This window comes from Pseudomonas putida, assembly GCF_026625125.1.
GTDB lineage: Bacteria > Pseudomonadota > Gammaproteobacteria > Pseudomonadales > Pseudomonadaceae > Aquipseudomonas > Aquipseudomonas putida_X.
Window position 1 is genome coordinate 2,923,937 of record NZ_CP113097.1, and the last position, 17,494, is coordinate 2,941,430.

Below are 17,494 nucleotides of genomic sequence, written 5' to 3' on the forward strand. Positions count from 1 at the left end.
TTGGCAAGCGTAAGGAGAAGCCTGCCGATCTCGACGACTACGTCGCTTGGACTGGGTATCGGGTCATTGTGTGCAAAGAAGCTTGCGCAACGGATCAAGGTGAGGCGGTATGGCCTGTACACCGTAGCCGCACACCCCATCGAGAATACTGGCTTCGACGCCCAGGTCGTCGCTGATTTTTTTGTCGTCGGCACGCTCCCACACCGTTTCGCGGTCTGGCCAGACGATGTGCTCAAGGGCAAGCTGCAGTAAGCGAGTGGTGTGATGAATGACAGCGGTACAGGCGCGCTGCGCGCGATAGAGGGTAGAAGAATCGACATCGGGGATTCTGTCACGCTGGAAAATTTCGATATGCAATTCGGCGAGGCTGCTGTGCTCAATGTGGTTGCTCAGAGGAAGTTCGAAGACACTGGTATCGATTGCGCTCAGCAGCAGCCCGTCAATTTCGTCGACCATGAACAACGAAGCCGATCGCAGCAGCAACTCAAGCAGGCTGCGCGACTCGCCACCACCTCCTTCGACTGCGATGCGAGAAGTGCCTGAGATGAGTGCATGGTGGTTTACCACGACAATGTCAGCGGCCAATGCCTGCTCGAGCATGGTGCGCTTGCCACACTGATTCATGAAGGGACAGCTGCGTATGCGCTTGAAGACCTCTTGCCCCTTGCGCTCGCCTGGAAGCTGCAAGTTAAAGCAGGGCTCTGCATCACTGGGGCTCACGCTGCCGTCGGTGGCACAAGCATCCAAAAGGCATCGATAGTCGTATGGATGATCCTCTCTACCGCGAGCGACGTAGTAGTCGGCTGCCTTGGCAATTCGTCGCTGAGAGTGCAAGGGTGCGATCCTAAGGTGCGGTGCAACGACCTTGCTCGCTCGCTTTAGCTGCTCCACCATATTGCGCACATCGGTCAGATTCGGCACCGCAATCACAACGCGGTGGCCCTCCAGGGCGGAGCTGATTCCCATCATTCCCATGACGACTGTCTTCCCGACGCCCGTCGGTGCGTTCACCCGATAAAAATTACCCGCGTCAGCCTTTACGCATCCATCGTTGCGCAAGACAGCATTCAGGCAGTCTCGATGACTCCGGTGCAAATGGTTGGCCGGATCGGCACCTGCTTCATCCAGCGTTCTGGCGATGTCGAAAAGGATGGCTTTATCCCAGCAAAAGGTCGTGACATCAGGGGCCACCTGCAGAGGTAACGGATCGTCTTCCAACTGCAGGCGTGAGCGATGCTCCTCCGGTATCACGAACGTGCGGTAGCCTTCAGAGAGCGTTTCGCGAAGGATGATCGGGCCTTGGGCAGGCCACTTGGTTTGTGAAGCTTCAGCGGGATTGGACTTGATAGCCAGGAGTTTCTCTTCGATCAAACCTTCGAGGTCAAAGCCCTTTTTGAAAAAGTAAAAGTCGGTTTCCTTAAGGCGAGGCGGGGACTCCAGTTCACCCCAGAGGTCAGCACCGGCCACGCGAAATGGCGCATTGTCTGACAGCAGGATTCGTACTGCTTCCTCCATGAAACGACCCGTCTGATTCAGGTCACCTGGGCGATACTTGATGAGCGTGATGATCTGGTCGCGATGTTCCTGCGGGGCATCATTCCAGCCATTCCACAGGTGTGGTCGCCCCACCAGAAAAATCTCGGCATCGGCCAGCATAGGTTCCTTGCTGATATTCTTGATGGCTAAAGCCAATGCAAGCGTGGTGGCATTTTCAGTTAGGGTTGGCATGGATCTTCACCCAGCGCAGGCACTGTGTCTCAGACATGATCTGCCTGGGGTAGCACTGCTCATTCAGCATGGATACGTACTGCACCTGGTAATCGGGAATTACGATCATGGCATCGGCGTGTGCGGTGTTCTGCAGGTGGTGCCCAAGATGGCCGGGGGAGTGCCATACCTTGGCATCCAGCGAGTAGCTTTCACCGGCAACGCTAAATCGCAGGTCGGCGTCATCCACATCCGGCCACAGTTCGACCGGCACGCCTAGGCGCGTAATACCGTCACGCAGACGCCGCTCCAGTAAGCCCGGAATCAACGTGAATTTCCACAGTGCAGGCGTGAGTCTGTATTTGTTCTGCGCGGGCTGCGGGGGTATGACCTTCGAGGTTTTGACGCTTACCAGTTCCTCTTCCATCCACTGCGCGATCCCGAATGTTTGTTCGCACCAGTGAGCACCACATGACACGGCATGGCGGTGTATCTCCATCGGCCACCCACAGCTGGGACATAGGTAAACCTGACCCGCCCGGATCAGATGCTCAGGGATGGGTTCGTACAGGGAGTTGAAGCTGACTTGAAGGGGTATCAGGAAGTCGAGGCTTCGGTCAGCGTCGACTACCCCGTGGTCGATCAGAAACATGCGAAACAGACGGTACTCATCAGCCCCGTGAGGACGCGTCCTGCACAGGTCACGAACGTTCTTAACGATCTGCTGAATACGTTCCCAGCCCACCCGGGGGTTGGACTCCAGGGCAATGGCGTTGCACAGCATGCTGGGCTCGTCAGCGAACTTCAGCGCACCTTCATACCCTTGTCTGAGGCGACTATCGAGCCACTGCTCAAGCGGCAAGCTCAAGCATGCGAGCAGGTTGGCGATCGTGCGAGGCGGGGCGTCAGGCTCCAGCCACCAGAGTAAAGCGCTGACCTGTCGAAGAAGATCGTGGCGTGCCCCATGTTGACTGGCGTCCAGCTGTGCAGCTCTTACAATCAAGCTGAGCAAGCGTTGGGCGTCGCTATCCACTGAGTTCATAAGCCCCCCTTGATCTGGAAGCATCTGGCTCTGCGGAGCATCGTGCTCTGCACGTTATTACTGCTGGGTTATGAAGGCTGGATCAATATAGGCATAACCGCAAGGCAACAGATCGGGCGGTTCGCCTGATCCAATCACGTGAACTGCAAAAAGCGCCTAGCAGAAAGCTCCCAGTGGGTACTGTCGTCCTCGAGGTGAGGACTTCCTGACAGGTGGTAATTGTGTAACGACCTTGCAGCGCTATGTTTCGCTGACCGGAGCCCACTCGATAGCGTGGTCATCACTGCACTGCTGGAGGCAGGCATGAAAAAGGATTTTGTCAAAATCTACGAAGACAGCCTGCCGCTTATCAACCAAGCGATCGAAGCATTGCGACGTCTGCATGAGGCTGAAGCGGCAGGCCACCCGGCTGAGTAGATCAGGGTGCTACGAGTGCACGCAGAAAGCCTGTTTCAAGCGGTATCCGCATATCAGCTGCGTGCGATGGGTGTGGCTTCTGCACCCCTCCAGTAATCAGCCTGCTAGCGCCTTCATCACGCTCCTTAAAGCACTGATGGTTGAGTTGGGCTTCTTTGTTTTCATTCTGCCCTACACGATATTATTTACAATTGGGTATTCGATAAAGTGAGTGCGCGCGTCTTTAGCAACAGACGCTTGGCGAATGTCAACGCAAATTCCTGACCCATCCTCAACTGAGGAACGCTTCTCGAAGCTTGGCAGAGCCACCGCCTCACAGCGCGGTGGCTTCATACGGGTTTTTTAGCGCAGGGCCGTTGAACTAATCGCCTGAGTGTTCAGCGATCAAATTTTTGCCGGCCCGTACGGAAGAGTTCACCGTGCAGCTTGACGATTTTTCCGGCGGTCTCGTGAAGGCCTTTGACGACTGAAGCGAATAGCTCTGGCTTATCGATTTCCCATTCTGGAGGGACGGTTTGTCTGTCCGGATTATGAGTGGGGAAGGTGTAGGTGGCGATCTGCTCCAGGTAGTCGCCGACCAACTGATGCAGCTGCGCGCGCATTGTTTCCATTTGCGCATCGATGAATTCGTGCTCGACGTTATCCCATTCATAGTAGAAATGCCTGAGCTGGTCGAGCTGGGAGAGGCGCCAGGAAAAACCGGCCATATTTTGTTCGTTTATGAAACTGATGCTGCCCTTGGTAGGTAACTCGGTTCTGAAGCGCTCGAACAGCTCGGTATCCGCTGCGCGGGGTTGAGCCTCATTGCCTCTAGCGTCGCTGGTTTCAGTCGCGTGCGTCCGTGACCCATGGGATTCAAAGATCGTGTTCAGTGCCACCACAAACGTACTTGCCAGCGCTCTTCTCGTGGGCGCTTTTTCTGCCGCGTCGCTTGCAATAGCGTATGTCGTAATGCGCTTGGATCTGAGGTCGAAGGGCAGCTTCTCTGGGAGGCCGAATGTGGTGTTCATCACCATGATGATGCGGTTCCAGCCCAGAGCCTTGATCGCGTACCCCAGTTCGATTAGCACATTAGGATTCGGTGTCGGCCTTGCTGCCGAGGGGTCGATGATTGAGACATCGCACACGAACACCGAGGCGGCATCGATCTTGTCGAAAATGGAGTGGCTGATGTCCGGTGAGCCAGCCAGGCCAAGTGTGTCTCGGTCGATGACCGGCTCAACGTCGGTCGTGTCGTCTTTGTGTATGTCGGCAATCGCCGTTTCCAGTGCCTGCTGAATGAAATTTCGATTGATGTTGCCGGGGCTGTCAGATTGCCAAGAGTAAAATACGCGATCGTTCATCTCATCACCAAAGTAGTATTCAGCGTTGCCCCTTCCTTCAAGTATCACCTCGTCCAGAGTCGAGATGGCTTGTTCCCTAGGGGCGGCGCGATCGTCGCACGTATGCCCGCCAGCAAGCCAGCGGATCGGTGTCGACGAAGAAGTCCAAATGCCCTGGGTTCCGTGGGGCGAGCAGCGCAGACATCTTGCGAGCATAAAAAAGCCACCACCCGCGTGGGGGTGGTGGCTTCAAGGTGCTGAAAGCCGTCAGAACAGCACCTGTCCGATCAGTGGCGAGGAGTTGGCCTCGTGAGCCTCAGCCTCACCCGCCGATCAAATCCCAGAAATGCGTTGAACGCACGCCTGGGCTGGACTCTGTAGCCCTTAGGCTCTGATACACGCTTACAGGAAGCGCATTATCGTTGCCCAAGAGAAGAAATATCAGTCGACGGAGTCTGTCTTCCAAACCAGCTTACTGGTAGGCGCCCAATGGATGGGCCCCGTAGTGTGGACAGACTCGCCTTGGGAAGAAACCGCTACCGTGGTCGGCATGTCTTTAAGTTCAAACTCATAGATTGCTTCCATCCCCAGGTCTGCAAATGCGACCACGCGGGCATTCGTAATTGCCTGGGATACCAGGTAAGCCGCGCCGCCGACAGCCATCAGGTAGACTGCACCGTGTTGGCTGATTGCCTCGATAGCGATGGGGCCACGTTCCGATTTACCAATCATGCCGAGCAGACCCGTCTCGCTCAGAAGGCGCGGCGTGAACTTGTCCATCCGAGTCGACGTAGTAGGCCCTGCAGGGCCTACCACTTCCTCACGGACGGGATCGACAGGCCCAACGTAGTAAGTGCCGCCGAAACACATGCAGTGTTGCGTTTGCGGGATGGATTCAGCCTTGACCAGATGGTCTCCGAATACCGAGCCCTACGCTCCAGTGTATTGAGGCTGTGGCTGGCACAGGAGACTTCGGTTGAGCATCCCGAGCGCGTTGCTGAGATCATTCGCTTCAACGAGGCCATTGACCAGGCGTTGATGGAGTCTATTGCCGCGTATGGCAAAGCTGTCGAAACCACGCGTAAGCTCGTCCTGGGTGTTCTCGGCCATGATATGCGGGCGCCCCTGACGGCTATAACCATGGGGGCTGGTCTGCTCGCCAACGCCCATCAGATGGGGGTGAGGGAACAGAAAGTGGTCGGCCAGATTTCCGTAAGCGTCGAGCGGGCCAACGACATGGTCAACGACCTGCTCGATCTTGCCCGATGCAACCTCAGCACAGGGATACCCATACAGCGACAAACTTTTGAGCTGAGGGAATTGTGTACTTCGTTCGTAAAGGAGGTCAGCCTGGCTCACCCAGAGGCGACCATCGTCTTCGAAGGCATCTCTTCTCTGTCTGCCAGCTTCGATCCGCAACGTATGGGGCAGGTGATTTCCAACCTAGTCATCAATGCTATACGACATGGGGATGTGAAAAAGCCTATTCAGCTGCGGCTTACTGGATCCCACGGCGTAGCGCAGATTGACGTTCACAACTGGGGGAGCCCAATTTCGCCCGATGAGTTGCCCTACCTATTCAACCCCGAGGCTCGCTTGGCGCGGGCCACGGATGACTCAGAAAACACCCATGGATTGGGGCTGGGGTTGTTCATCGCCAATGAAATTGTCACGAGCCATGGAGGCACGATAGACGTGATGTCAAGCGATGAAGACGGCACAACCTTCAAGGTCGCTTTCCCTCAAGGAAGCTAAGATATTTTTCGAGCTTGGCGGCGGTTTCTACCGAAAATGAACATCCTATATACCCCACTTTCGCAATCTGCTGTTACAGCTTGACCGGCATGTATCGTTCTTGGTTCATGAGGTGGTGTCAGCGAGACAAGCTCATGCTCAGGAACGGAAAATATCCCCCATGGGCAAAGAAGCCCTGACTGTCGAGACGAATTTCCATATCTCGCATCAGGCAAAGACCCCCTTCCAGCATGCGTAAAGGCTGCTCGCGCAAGCGACGCGCGCGCCCATTGACCGGTGACCATCATGGGCTGAATGAAAAGGGCTGGATCCAATCTTGTATTTTTTCATGGTCAAACGTACAGTGATGGCCTCTTGAAGGCATCGTCAATGCTTCGCATGTCGCTGGCTGACAGGAACTGAGTGATTGCTGTTGTACCGGGCCAAGCACGCAGCAACCTGCCGTGCAAGAGGAGCGTTTGATCATGCAGGCATTGCTGTCTTACCTGATGGGGATCGGCACTAAACTCGTCAATTTCCTAACCCGAAAGCGCAACATTGGCTTGGGCATTGCGGCGGTTGGTGTCGGCATCATCGCCATCGTGGGGGCGGGCAGCTTCACCCTGGAATTCCATCAGTTCTTCGGGGTCATCGAAGCGTTCAAGTTTTCAAACGAGGGCGGACTGAGCGACTTCCTCAGCACCCTCTGTGCGTACTTTGGACTTCTGATCATCGCCATCGGTGTCTCCATGGCGTATAGCGACTGGCGCAATGAGCGCAAGGAGCGCGAAAGAAAGCGCGTAGTGGTAGTAGAACTGCGAGGCCTGGTGGATACCTCTGATCATCCATTGCTGGAAGCAGTCCCCGAAAGTCTTGTCGGTCAGCGTCGCAGTCTACTGCTGGATGTCAGGCAGAAGCTCTCATCAAACCCGCCTCAGGTTGCCCAGGTGCTGGATGAGATCTATCTGATGCCTCGCTTCCTAAGAAGCATCCGGGAAGAAAACGCCCGGGGGGATGTCCAAGTAGTCGCCGGCGGCATCATGCAGGTACCGCTGCTGTTCTTCACAGGCGTTGTGCTCGAAGACGAGGGTAATATCCTGGTCATGGAGTGGGATCGCATCAACTCTCGGTGGGGCGAACTTGCCGAAGCTGACTCCGGCGATCGCTTCGCCATCACCGGCCTGGAAAACGTTCAGCCGGGCGGTGAAGTGGTGGTGGCAGTGTCTGCGAGCTACGTGGCATCGCTCCCCGATATCGAAAAAGCATTTCCTGGCGTTCCACTGGTGCACCTGCGCCATCCCAAGGCACTGCCGAATCAGCTGTGGTACGCGGGCGAGAACGCCGCGTTGCAGAATCAGTTCCTGCAGACCCTTGGCCAATTGGAAGGCCTGAAGGTTTCCATGGTGCACCTTATCCTGGCGGCGCCAGCCAGCATCTGTATCAACTTTGGCCGCCGATATGACCCGCACAACATGCCCCCGCTTCGTTGCTATCAATGGCAGCGTGCCGAAGAAAATCCATACCCCTGGGCCGTAGAGATGCCATCCGCACCTGAGCAGCCTGGCAAGTACGTCCAACACTTCCTTCCCGAATTTGATGCCACCAAGTGAGGTGAACATGGCTGTCCAGTCGCAACGGCGTTCCAAAGTGCTCCCAGGCTTGCGGGAAAAAAGCGAGGCCAGGCAGTGGGAGAGCTTCATCGTATCGATGCTGAAGAAGCTGGAGCTTCCTGAAGCCAAGCGGCAGGCGGCGGAACGCAGCTACAAGCGATTCGGCCTTCACATTGCGCACAAGCTCGGCATGTCCACCGATGATGTCCACGTCGTGGTGCAAGGCTCGATGCGCACCCAGACCACCATCGCTGGCGATGGGCGTGAAAATTTTGACCTCGACGTGGTCGTGAAGCTCAGCGGTTCCCGGTTCACGAACCTGACGCAGTCAGAAGGGTTCTTCCAGCTGTTCGGGGCAGCACTGGAAGGCATTGATGGAGCAGGGGAGCCAGAGCCAAAAAATCGTTGCTGGCGCCTCCCGTACCCGGGGGAGCCGTTCTACTTCGACGTGACACCAGCCATTCCTCTGTCAGCACATATCACGGGTACAGACCTACGCGTGCGCGATAAAACAAGCGTATGGAGCCCGTCCAACCCCGAAGATTTCGCCAACTGGTTCTGTGCAATCGCGGCGAAGCGCTTCCCGTTCCAGATGATCGCAATGGATGAAGCGATCAACATGCGTACCCAGGTGGATCCGATACCCAACGCGCCAGTGGCACTTGATGACATTTTGCGCCGGCTTGTTCAACTGATGAAGCTGCACCGCGATTACCATTTCAAGCGTCAGCCGGATCACATCCGCGAAACCAGTCCAATCTCGATCATCTTGGTGACACTGGCGGGCCAGGCTTACGACGATCTCCTGCAAAACCACCCTTATGGCCTGCATTCCTCGATTGAGGTGGTGATGGAAATCATTGCCCGGATGCCTGACTTCATTGATCGCAGCCATGGGATACGAGTTAACAACCCGGCTATGCCCGGCTTCGTGAAAGAGAACTTCGCGGATCGGTGGAATACCGACGGAGGGGCTCGCAACAAGAGTTTCAACGAGTGGCATGAGCGTCTGACCCAAGACCTTGAAGCGCTGTTCTCCGTTGGGCAAAGCAAAGCTGCAGAAGAGCGGGTAAGGGCGATCTTCGGTGAGACTGGGGTTCGTGCATGGAAAGGCAGCCAAGCGGCAGCAGCTCCCGCGGTCACTGCCCCTGCGATTCTGGCCGGCCTAAAGGCGTCGTCCCCGACATCCAGCTCTGGCCAGCCAGTGCAGCCGCGGAAAACTGGATCGAGGGATACCCTTGCCTGACGGGACTGTAGCGGTGACGCCCTTTGAAGCCGCTGCCGCGATTGTCAGGCAGTGGCTGGATGGAAACGGCGCCGTGTTTGCCAAGCGCTCAACTAAACCCCAGCGCGTCAAAATGGACGCTTGGGTGATCGAACTGGATCATCCAGCAGTGGGGAAACAATCGGTGCAACTGTCGATCCTATCGGACTTCCCGGTTACTCCTCCCTTGATTCATGTCGATCCATCACTCTGCTTGGTGTGGCCACATATTGAGGAGGATGGGAAGTTCTGTCACGGCGTTGAACCTGCTCCCGGGGACTTCGCATCACCGATTCAAGTGGTTGAAGATGTCCTCGACAGGCTAGCGCAGTTCTGGGTTAACACGCAGAATCAGGCCTGGCTTGAAAGCGAATTTCAAGCAGAGCGTCTGTCTTACTGGCTGCGTTTTTGCTCAATACGCCACAAAGTATTGGGTTATCAGCCGCCGGCGACGACCCGAGTAATGATGCACCCGCTGTCACAGGTGACTGAAGGCACAGTGGCTGGCTACTTCCCTAAGGGGCAGAACGCTGGGACATCCGCTTTGGTGGTCACCCAGGGCAGTGAAGACCCTCATCAGCTGGCCCAACGGCACAGATGGGACTTCGGCACGTTAGCGCGTGGTTGCGCGCTATTCGTACCTCTCCCAGATGGTAGTCTCTGGACGCCTGTAGTCTGGCCCACCGACTTCGTGGGCCTTTCGGCCTTGGTCGACTACCTCGCAGATGAGCCGGGGCGGTTCACCAAATGGATCACCAAAGTCCGTGATGGCAAGAACAGGCAGCAATCACTGACCGTCATCTTCGCCGAAGCCACAGTCTGCTACGGCTATCTGATTTCGCCGTCCATGATTGATCGACTCATGCCACCCAGGGTCACTCCCTTCAGGGCAGAGCGTGTCGACGCAGACTGGGCATTGGCTCGAGATACTGGATTGGCGATTGTGCACAAACGACGAAGCTCGCGGGCCTTGCTATTGGGTTGTGGGTCGCTGGGTTCCCCTGTAGCCGAGCTACTGGCGCGGGCGGGGGTCGGCACGATCGATATCGTCGACAAGGAAGTTTTCGAGGCAGCTAATTGCGCTCGCCACGTATTAGGGGCCAATGCCATTGGCCAGGCCAAAGCTGACTCGGTCAGCCAGAGGCTTACCGCACTCATACCTCAAGTGAAGATCAATCCCTTCCATGAGACTGTCACCCAATGGCTAGCTGAGCACTGTGAGACAGACGCCTATGACCTCGTGATTGACTGCACGGGTGAAAGCACGACTAGAACCGTCCTATCTCTTCTTCGCGAAACGCTGCTGGGGGAATGCGCAACGGTGTATGCGTGGATGGAACCCTTCTGCGCTGCAGCCCATGTCGTCCACGTTTCAGCCAAGGATACATGGCCCGCTGATGACCCAGTTGAACGGGTGAATGTAGCGAGCTGGGGGGCTAACGGGGTGATAAAGCTTCCTGCATGTAGCACCAGTTTCAGCACCTATGGCGCTGCCGATGCCTGGCAAGCTGCTGGGTTCGTCACTGAGCGCGCGTTGTCGATTCTGGATGCGCCGGATTCACCCTCTCAGATTTGGAGCTGGGTGAGGGCCTCGAGCTTTTTTGAGCGTACTGGCGCCGCCACCAGGCTGAGTGATCTCGTGCCTCACTCTGATGATCCGTTTCATGCGGTTCAGATCATCAGGGACTTTCCGGAGACACTCAGCCATGCATGAGCACAGCCTGCGGTACCGAATTCCAGGCGCTCAATGGCAGATCGAGTTCCCCGCTGAATCTGTACTGATACTGAAGCAGCATGTCCAACACGATTTTAAAACCGCTGAGGCAGCAGGGCAGCTCTACACCAGGGACGTCAATGGCCCAGTGATACGCGTCGAGAGGGTTACCAATCCCGTTTCACGATGGGCTCGCTATGCCGGGGTGAAACTGGATCTCAAGGTTGTGAAGAAGGAGCGCGAGCGCTTGTTTCAAGAGGGGCTGCACTGCCTGGGTTTCTGGCATTCCCATCCCGAGGCCCAGCCACGCCCGTCGCAACCAGACCTTGCCATGGCTGCGGATCAGGCCCGTGCCGGCATTGATGACTTCGCGGGATTGCTTTTCGTGATCATAGGTAACGCTCCTTTTCCCCAGGGGCTTGCTGTCTGGGTGCATGACGGCTCCACGCTCTGGAGTGCCGAGCACGTCGTGGACTGAAGATAGGCTCACACACCAAGTGCGCGGTCGGCTAGGACGTCCTGCGCTGTAACCGTTATCCAGGATGACCCCCATGTCTCGCTTTGAAAGCATACTGACCAACATCGTCGCCCACTCAGCCCTGCCGCTGGATGCATATGAAACCGCAGTGGATCGCTACCAGGGGTTTGGAAAGTGGCTCGAGCGGGACGATTCCCCTCTTAAGGACAATGATATACACGCGTTCCCTCAGGGATCATTTGCTTTGGGAACCGCAGTTTCACCGGTAAATCCTGCAGATAGCTACGATCTCGACTTTGCGTTCAAATTCCGCAAGGGCGTTTCGATCGACACGCATACCCAGAAGCAGATCAAGCTGATGCTTGAGCGCGAGTTGGAGCTCTATCGCCTCCACACCGGTATAGCAGAGCCCCTTGAGGAGAAGCATCGCTGCTGGCGACTTCTATACCCAAGCTTTCATTTGGATATCGTGCCTTGCATTCCCGCTCACGAAAAGCAGCGAAGCCTGTTGGTCGCCTCGATGGAGAGCATTGGTACCGCAACCGAGGAGGCTCAAAGCATTGCGTCGTTGGCCGTTCTGATCACGGACAATGAAAGTGCCACGTTTGAGCAGATTGATAGGAACTGGCTGGTGAGTAACCCTGATGGGTACGCTCGATGGTTTGCGGCCCGGTCACAGAACCTCAACTCAGTGTATTCGGCTGAGGCGTTTGTCGAAGCTGTTCCCTATTTCAGTCAATCCACCAACCTGCAGCGTGTTATCCAGCTACTCAAGCGACATCGCGACGTAATGTTCAAACTCGAACCCGACAGCAAGCCCATTTCTGTGATCATTACAACGATCGCTGCACAGGCATACCAACCTGCACAATCTCTGGAGCAGACGTTGGAAATGGCAATGGCGGGGCTACGCAGCTTCATTGGGAGCAATGTGCATGTCCTGAGGAATCCAGTCGACCCCAATGAGAACTTCGCCGACCGCTGGGATGATCCTCGCTACGCTGACCTTCAACTCAAGCAGAATTTCCACAATTGGGTCATACAGCTGGGAAAGGACATCGACTTTATCAAAGCCGCGCAAAGCGAGCAGGAGGCGATGAGTAGGGTCAGAGTAAAATTTGGGGTTGAGCTGAGTGAGTTGTTACCTTTTGAGGGTCTTGGCGGGACGGACGAGCCCTATGCCGCGCTGCCGACCACGTTTGTGACAGCGCCTCCACGGCCATGGGGGATAGGCCGGTGATTGACCCTTCCGTTGAAGATTTTCTCCTGACTAACCCAGGTATGGGATATGGCCCTGTAAGCCGAGGCGTCCAACACATCTCGGGACTTTTCAGATTTCGAGCCCGGTCGAGCCGCCTCTCTTACATTGAAGATGAGTTTTGGCTGCGTATTAGTCTCAGTGCCCCGCTGAAAACGGCGCTTCCAGAGGTTTTCGAGGAGGGCGGACGGATACCCAGGATTGCAGCCAACCATATAAATCCGGACGACTCGCTGTGCCTGGGTTCTCCACTGCGCCAACGTCTTGCTATGTGCGGTAGTACGACACTGCAATCCTTCGCAGAAAGCTGTGTGGTGCCTTTTCTCTACACACGAGTTCTGCGCGAGCAAGGCATGCACGTCTTTCCATTTGGAGAGCTTGAGCATGGGGCAGCTGGGCTGGCTGAGGACTATCAGGATATTTTCCAACTTGAAGAGCGGGCACAACTCGAGCCCCTGCTGAAGCTACTCCTCATGGATGCTGCAGCGGCTGACACAAAGATGTGCCCGTGCTGCGGTTCCAGGCCATTTGGCTCATGCCTCACAGGCATCAAAGCCCGCCTCATTGCAAGTGACTTCAGCCAGCAAGAACTCAGCACTGCGTACAGCCAGCTTTTTGATGAGTGATGGAAAGGGCCCTTTAGCCACGATAAGGATGCGGCACCTACCTGCGATGTGGTCAGACACCACGTCGACCCGATCAGGTGTTGCGGGCTCTGTATTTCGTTAATCCACAAACGCCAACTCGGTTTGCATGCCCGAGGAGCCGGTCGATCGGTGAGTGGCGGGGCGCGCTGGCATATTTCTCTGGCTGATCGTAGGGCTTTCCATTCCAGATACCCGCAATCCGGTAAGACCGTCACCCTGGTGGAGCGATGACAGCTCAGACTCCAATTTTCTGATCAGCTCCCCTACCGACTCACCCGAACTCTCACTCAATGTCAGCGTGAGCAATGTGAGGGGACTTAAGTCCAGGTGCTGGCTCAATTGCTCGAGCTTGTCCAACGTGATGCTGGATTTACCGGTTTCGAGCTTGGACAAGTAGGTGCGGCTGCTGACTTCAGCGAATCCCCGCTGACTCATATTGCGCGTCGTACGCAACGCTCGAAGCACGCTTGCAAACGCAGATTTCAGTGACATCCATCTTTCCCAAAATGAGATTACTGGTCAGATCATCATGCTGTTACGCGTTCATCATACCTTTTACGCCTGGAGGAGTACATTTGTACTCTTAACGAGTTCGCACGACGCCGCTGTGAGCGCCGTGGCAGAATGCTCGAGCCTGAGCAGCGGTCTCGCACCCTTTGACCGGAGGCTAAAGATGAAAGTGAGCAAAGGATCGCAGTCATGGAGCAGCTGAACAGAGCCAAGCGCTACCTGGGAAAAATAGAGCGCTTTTACAGTGGGGTGATCTCATCGGCCTGTCATGACGAGGACGCCTACCTTGACGATATGCTCTCCTTTTTCATCCACTGCTACCACGTTCGAGACTGGGCTATTCACGGCGCAGCACTGCACAGCCGAGAGATCGACGCATTCATCAACAGTCATGAATCCTTGAAGATTTGCACGGATCTGGCCAACGGCTCAAAGCACTGCAAGCTTACGCGCGCACCACGGACTGGCTGTCAGCCGTCAATTGCCAACGGTGGAGTGGAGTACTCCACCTGGTACGCAAGGGATGGTGGTGGCGAGGGTCTGAAGTGCAGCTACGTCGTCATGAGCAACGGCGTCGCAATGGATGCCCTGCAGCTGGGGCGTGACTGCATAGCGCTCTGGGATCAATTCCTCGAAGGATCAGGCGCCCGGTAGACGAGCCTGTTTTTTCCCCCACACAACCATCGAATGATCTATCAACCCTCAACCACCGGGAATTGCCATGATCCCTTCGTCCCGCTTCGCAGAACACGCAACCAGTAGTATGAAGCTGATGAGCTTCTACCTCAGTCGTGATCGGGTGCTAGCGTTGCTCCACAATCAACAACTGCCCTCATACGTGAGGATGGCGCTTCAGGGGCAGAATGTCTCGATGGCCTCTGCCATCTTGTCTAATGAGCTTGGCGCCTACGTTCTGGATGCGATAACCACGAGCTCGATCAAGACGCTTGACCAGTTAGAGCGAGATGGCCAGCTCGCAGAAGGATCGTTGTTCATGCACTACGGCCAAGTGTCGGGTAAAGGATTTTCCTGGGCCAACAAGACGCCCGCTCTGTGTCTCACGGGCAGACTTGAGTATGCCTTGGCGGGTAAAAAGCTGATCGTCGATTTCACGAAAAATGGACTCATCAACGACACCGCCTACACACGCATGCAAGGTCTGACCCGCCTATTCATCTTTGGATATGTCACTCAAATTGACGACTACACCATCCGTGCTGTTCCGTACGTCATAGGGGATCTGGTCAAGGCAGCACCTGCATTTCCCGCCCCCATCATCACCACCTTGGAGTTGCGCCCTCAGGAAATCCAGCAGTTCGCGAGCATTAATGGCTCCGGGATGCCAAGAGGAGCGGAATTTCAGAGAATGAAGGAAGTGCCCGAACGCACCGTGAAGGCGCTGTTGTGCAGCCTGTTAGAGGAGCCCGACGTGCCGGCTGACTGGGGAGGGGAAGAATGTGATCTTCTCTCCAATAACCTTCTCGTTGGAGGCCAGCGCCAGCTCGGAGCGTTCCTTCTGAAGGGGCCGGCCAGGTTTCATGAAATGAAGCCCTCTGATCTGGGAAAAAATGCTGATCAGCTCTACCGGCTCTTCAATATTCCCGCTCAGATCTATGTAATTCAACACTGCCACAAGATCGGCGCTGCGGTGCGCAAACAGGCCTTGGCACTGGCGTTCACCCAAAATCTCGTTGCGCCCTGCCGTATCTGTTTTCTCGATGGCGTATCGACAGCACAACTGCTGCAGGCTAACGGATTATGGCCCTCCCGTAGCTAGCGAACTCGCCTGGGCAAATCCTCAGCAATAAATCAGAAAATCGAGGGTTTAGAGGTCTGACTTTTTCCAAATGTCATTAACAGTTGACCGCGCAATCCCCAGGCTCTCGGAAATTTCTCGCTTGGATTTTCCAGCAGCTTTTGCCTCTAGAACAGCTTGAACCTTGGCAGGATCGGTGCGACGCCCAGGGGTTTGGATGACGACATCGCCGTCTCGATAATGGTCAGCTATTTGGGCATCGATCCCCAGATCTGAGATTTTCTGTAGCTCCGAATTCAAGTAATCAACATATTGAGCAGGCGTCACGCCTTGCTCCAAGCGCGAGGCGTACGCCAGCAGTGCAACCGGGTCGATCCCGAGTCGACCAGCCAAAGTTTCCAGCGTGACGAGCGTCGCGCTTGCCTTCGCATTTTCCAGGTTATGGATGTGTCTGGCCTCGACTGCGCCGGAAAACTGCTCTTGAGACAGGCCTCGCGCGACACGAACGAGCCGAAGCACGGCAGCCAACGGGCGCATGAGCGACATGGGTAATCCTCGAAAACTGAGGATGTAGCCACATTGCCACCTACGGAACTATGCAATATAGCTCCTGTTACCGTATGGCGAAGCGCCATATGCCATGTGCCTTCCAGATTAAAGGGCTGTCGTCTGGTCGGTAACAGCGCCCCCCTAATGTCTGGCGCTGACCGCATGATCAATAGACCCCTTCAAAAGCCCCTAGCAGATCGTGCGTAACAGCTACCACGGCACGCTGGGGCTCGCCTGGGCGTGATTGAACATGCCAGATCAGGCCGCTTTCCAATGGAGTGAAGCATGTCCGACGTCAGCATCGTCACCGGGAAACTCGAGGTTGTAGGCCCTTCAAGCGACAAACCTGACGGCTCCGAGTACACCTATCTCCGGTTCAGTCAAAAGAACGGGGCTACTAAACTGATGAAGAAGGTCGGGGTAGGGCAGTTGGTTGAGTCCTACCTGCGTCCGGGCATCGAAGGGCAATTTTTCTTCGTCAAACTGGGACGCCTCGGGCACATCCTCTTCGCGGTGAAAACTACAGACGGGCAGAAGATCTATGAGGAAAATGGATTCTCAAGCTGGATCAGAAAGATGCGCCTGAGTGCCTTCGTACTCCTTTTACTGTTCTTACCGCTTAGCTTCGTGGGGCTGCTGATGGGAGGGTATCTCGGGGTCATCGTGCCAATCGGCTTCGTCTACGTCATGTGGAAGCTCGCAGTGTCGTTCCCTAAAGTGCTCAACGAGAAGTTCCTGCGTGAGCACCTCGATCAGCAAGGCTTCGCGAGCTGACTAGGGACTCTTGTTCCGCGCTGGCACAATCCCAGCGCGGCCATCACTTACAGTCTCAGGGAAAAGATCTGGTGGCGCGTTCAGCGGACAGACTTTTCGATCAAATGAAGAACGATCGCCGCTACGTTTCTCGCATCATCGATTCCGCGATGGTACGTTCCTGACCAAGGCAACCCCAACTGCTCCACGCTGGGCTTCAAGCCACCTGGCCGCTTCGCATAGACCTGCTCAAACCAGTCCTTGACGTTGTAATGCGCGAGAGCCTCCAGAATGCTGGAGCTCTGATTGATTCTCCCATCGCGCCGAATCTGGGTAGCGTCGTATTTACCCCAGGATACCCAGGCAGCGTTTTCGTAGCTCCTCGAGAAATCATCAACCTGCTGCATGACCTCGACAAACCCTGGCGCTGTATCAATATCGCGTTGGTTGATCGTGGTGAGTGCTTTGCAAAATGATGTGAGGAGGGGGTGCAGGCGTGGTCGGATGAAGCTCTGAAAGCTGTCCACCACACGGTGTTCTCGCTGATCCACTACCACTAGACCAAGCTCAATTGTCTCCATTTCATCAGGCGTTACGATCAGCGGCCTGGCAGGCTCGTCCTGCCCCACATCATCGCAGGTGGCTTCGAGGTCTACGCAGAAGAGGTACCGATAGCGGCTGATGCATTGCTGAATATTCTCTTGAGGATAATGGTGGGGCATGGAATTGCGCT

General features: G+C 55.7%; 16 protein-coding genes and 2 pseudogenes. 11 read left to right on the forward strand and 7 right to left on the reverse strand.

Going from position 1 to position 17,494, the window contains the following annotated elements:
- Window positions 1-63: 63 nt before the first annotated feature.
- Together OSW16_RS13450 and OSW16_RS13455 are read right to left on the reverse strand one after the other, a co-directional pair.
- Window positions 64-1,728 (reverse strand): hypothetical protein, encoded by a 1,665-nt coding sequence (locus OSW16_RS13450; RefSeq protein ID WP_267823855.1) that lies wholly within the window; start codon window positions 1,726-1,728, stop codon window positions 64-66.
- The gene (locus OSW16_RS13455) at window positions 1,712-2,749 is read right to left on the reverse strand and encodes a hypothetical protein (protein ID WP_267823857.1); all 1,038 of its coding nucleotides are present in this window, start codon (window positions 2,747-2,749) and stop codon (window positions 1,712-1,714) included. Before OSW16_RS13455 ends, OSW16_RS13450 begins: the two co-directional genes overlap by 17 nt.
- 532 nt (window positions 2,750-3,281) lie before the next feature.
- On the opposite strand from OSW16_RS13455, the pseudogene OSW16_RS26930 reads away from it, so the two are divergent.
- Window positions 3,282-3,430, forward strand: a pseudogene (locus OSW16_RS26930) (chlorhexidine efflux transporter); the annotation flags it as partial.
- A gap of 113 nt (window positions 3,431-3,543) precedes the next feature.
- Here OSW16_RS26930 and OSW16_RS13460 read toward each other — a convergent pair.
- Both OSW16_RS13460 and OSW16_RS13465 read right to left on the reverse strand, forming a co-directional pair.
- A complete protein-coding gene (locus OSW16_RS13460) occupies window positions 3,544-4,509 on the reverse strand; it encodes a hypothetical protein (RefSeq protein WP_082432225.1) in 966 nt (321 codons plus the stop codon).
- Window positions 4,510-4,929: 420 nt separating this feature from the next.
- A pseudogene (locus OSW16_RS13465) lies at window positions 4,930-5,340 on the reverse strand (fumarate hydratase C-terminal domain-containing protein); the annotation flags it as partial.
- 21 nt (window positions 5,341-5,361) lie between these two features.
- Between OSW16_RS13465 and OSW16_RS13470 the strand changes: the two are divergent.
- The 7 genes from OSW16_RS13470 (at window position 5,362) to OSW16_RS13500 (ending at window position 13,172) form a co-directional block, all read left to right on the forward strand.
- Window positions 5,362-6,243 carry a sensor histidine kinase gene (locus OSW16_RS13470; protein ID WP_267823859.1) on the forward strand — a complete coding sequence of 294 codons (882 nt, stop codon included), beginning with the start codon at window positions 5,362-5,364 and terminating at the stop codon, window positions 6,241-6,243.
- Between the two features lie 464 nt (window positions 6,244-6,707).
- Window positions 6,708-7,832, forward strand: coding sequence for an SAVED domain-containing protein (locus OSW16_RS13475; protein WP_060506960.1), 1,125 nt, complete (start codon window positions 6,708-6,710; stop codon window positions 7,830-7,832).
- 7 nt (window positions 7,833-7,839) lie between these two features.
- The gene (locus OSW16_RS13480; RefSeq protein WP_060506963.1) at window positions 7,840-9,078 is read left to right on the forward strand and encodes a nucleotidyltransferase; all 1,239 of its coding nucleotides are present in this window, start codon (window positions 7,840-7,842) and stop codon (window positions 9,076-9,078) included.
- 13 nt (window positions 9,079-9,091) lie between these two features.
- The gene (locus OSW16_RS13485; protein WP_264313352.1) at window positions 9,092-10,810 is read left to right on the forward strand and encodes a ThiF family adenylyltransferase; all 1,719 of its coding nucleotides are present in this window, start codon (window positions 9,092-9,094) and stop codon (window positions 10,808-10,810) included.
- A complete protein-coding gene (locus OSW16_RS13490) occupies window positions 10,803-11,288 on the forward strand; it encodes a Mov34/MPN/PAD-1 family protein (RefSeq protein WP_267815875.1) in 486 nt (161 codons plus the stop codon). The genes OSW16_RS13485 and OSW16_RS13490 overlap by 8 nt, the downstream gene beginning before the upstream one ends.
- 73 nt (window positions 11,289-11,361) lie before the next feature.
- Window positions 11,362-12,528: a nucleotidyltransferase gene (locus OSW16_RS13495; RefSeq protein ID WP_170029817.1), complete on the forward strand. Its 1,167-nt coding sequence runs from the start codon at window positions 11,362-11,364 to the stop codon at window positions 12,526-12,528.
- Window positions 12,525-13,172 (forward strand): hypothetical protein, encoded by a 648-nt coding sequence (locus OSW16_RS13500; protein WP_156340840.1) that lies wholly within the window; start codon window positions 12,525-12,527, stop codon window positions 13,170-13,172. Before OSW16_RS13495 ends, OSW16_RS13500 begins: the two co-directional genes overlap by 4 nt.
- 99 nt (window positions 13,173-13,271) lie before the next feature.
- On the opposite strand, the gene OSW16_RS13505 is transcribed toward OSW16_RS13500, so the two are convergent.
- Window positions 13,272-13,685, reverse strand: a complete 414-nt coding sequence (locus OSW16_RS13505) for a helix-turn-helix domain-containing protein (protein ID WP_082432227.1) — start codon at window positions 13,683-13,685, stop codon at window positions 13,272-13,274.
- A gap of 207 nt (window positions 13,686-13,892) precedes the next feature.
- On the opposite strand from OSW16_RS13505, the gene OSW16_RS13510 reads away from it, so the two are divergent.
- A complete protein-coding gene (locus OSW16_RS13510) occupies window positions 13,893-14,357 on the forward strand; it encodes a hypothetical protein (RefSeq protein WP_264313351.1) in 465 nt (154 codons plus the stop codon).
- 67 nt (window positions 14,358-14,424) lie between these two features.
- Window positions 14,425-15,480, forward strand: a complete 1,056-nt coding sequence (locus OSW16_RS13515; RefSeq protein ID WP_256248176.1) for a methyltransferase — start codon at window positions 14,425-14,427, stop codon at window positions 15,478-15,480.
- A gap of 48 nt (window positions 15,481-15,528) precedes the next feature.
- Here OSW16_RS13515 and OSW16_RS13520 read toward each other — a convergent pair whose 3' ends face one another.
- Window positions 15,529-16,005 (reverse strand): helix-turn-helix domain-containing protein, encoded by a 477-nt coding sequence (locus OSW16_RS13520; RefSeq protein WP_060506975.1) that lies wholly within the window; start codon window positions 16,003-16,005, stop codon window positions 15,529-15,531.
- A 288-nt stretch (window positions 16,006-16,293) separates the two neighbouring features.
- Between OSW16_RS13520 and OSW16_RS13525 the strand changes: the two genes are divergently transcribed.
- A complete protein-coding gene (locus OSW16_RS13525; RefSeq protein WP_060506977.1) occupies window positions 16,294-16,782 on the forward strand; it encodes a hypothetical protein in 489 nt (162 codons plus the stop codon).
- A gap of 80 nt (window positions 16,783-16,862) precedes the next feature.
- Here the strand turns inward: OSW16_RS13525 and OSW16_RS13530 are convergent, their stop codons facing one another.
- On the reverse strand, window positions 16,863-17,483 hold the full coding sequence (locus OSW16_RS13530; RefSeq protein ID WP_060506979.1) for a 3'-5' exonuclease: 621 nt from the start codon (window positions 17,481-17,483) through the stop codon (window positions 16,863-16,865).
- Window positions 17,484-17,494: the final 11 nt, after the last annotated feature.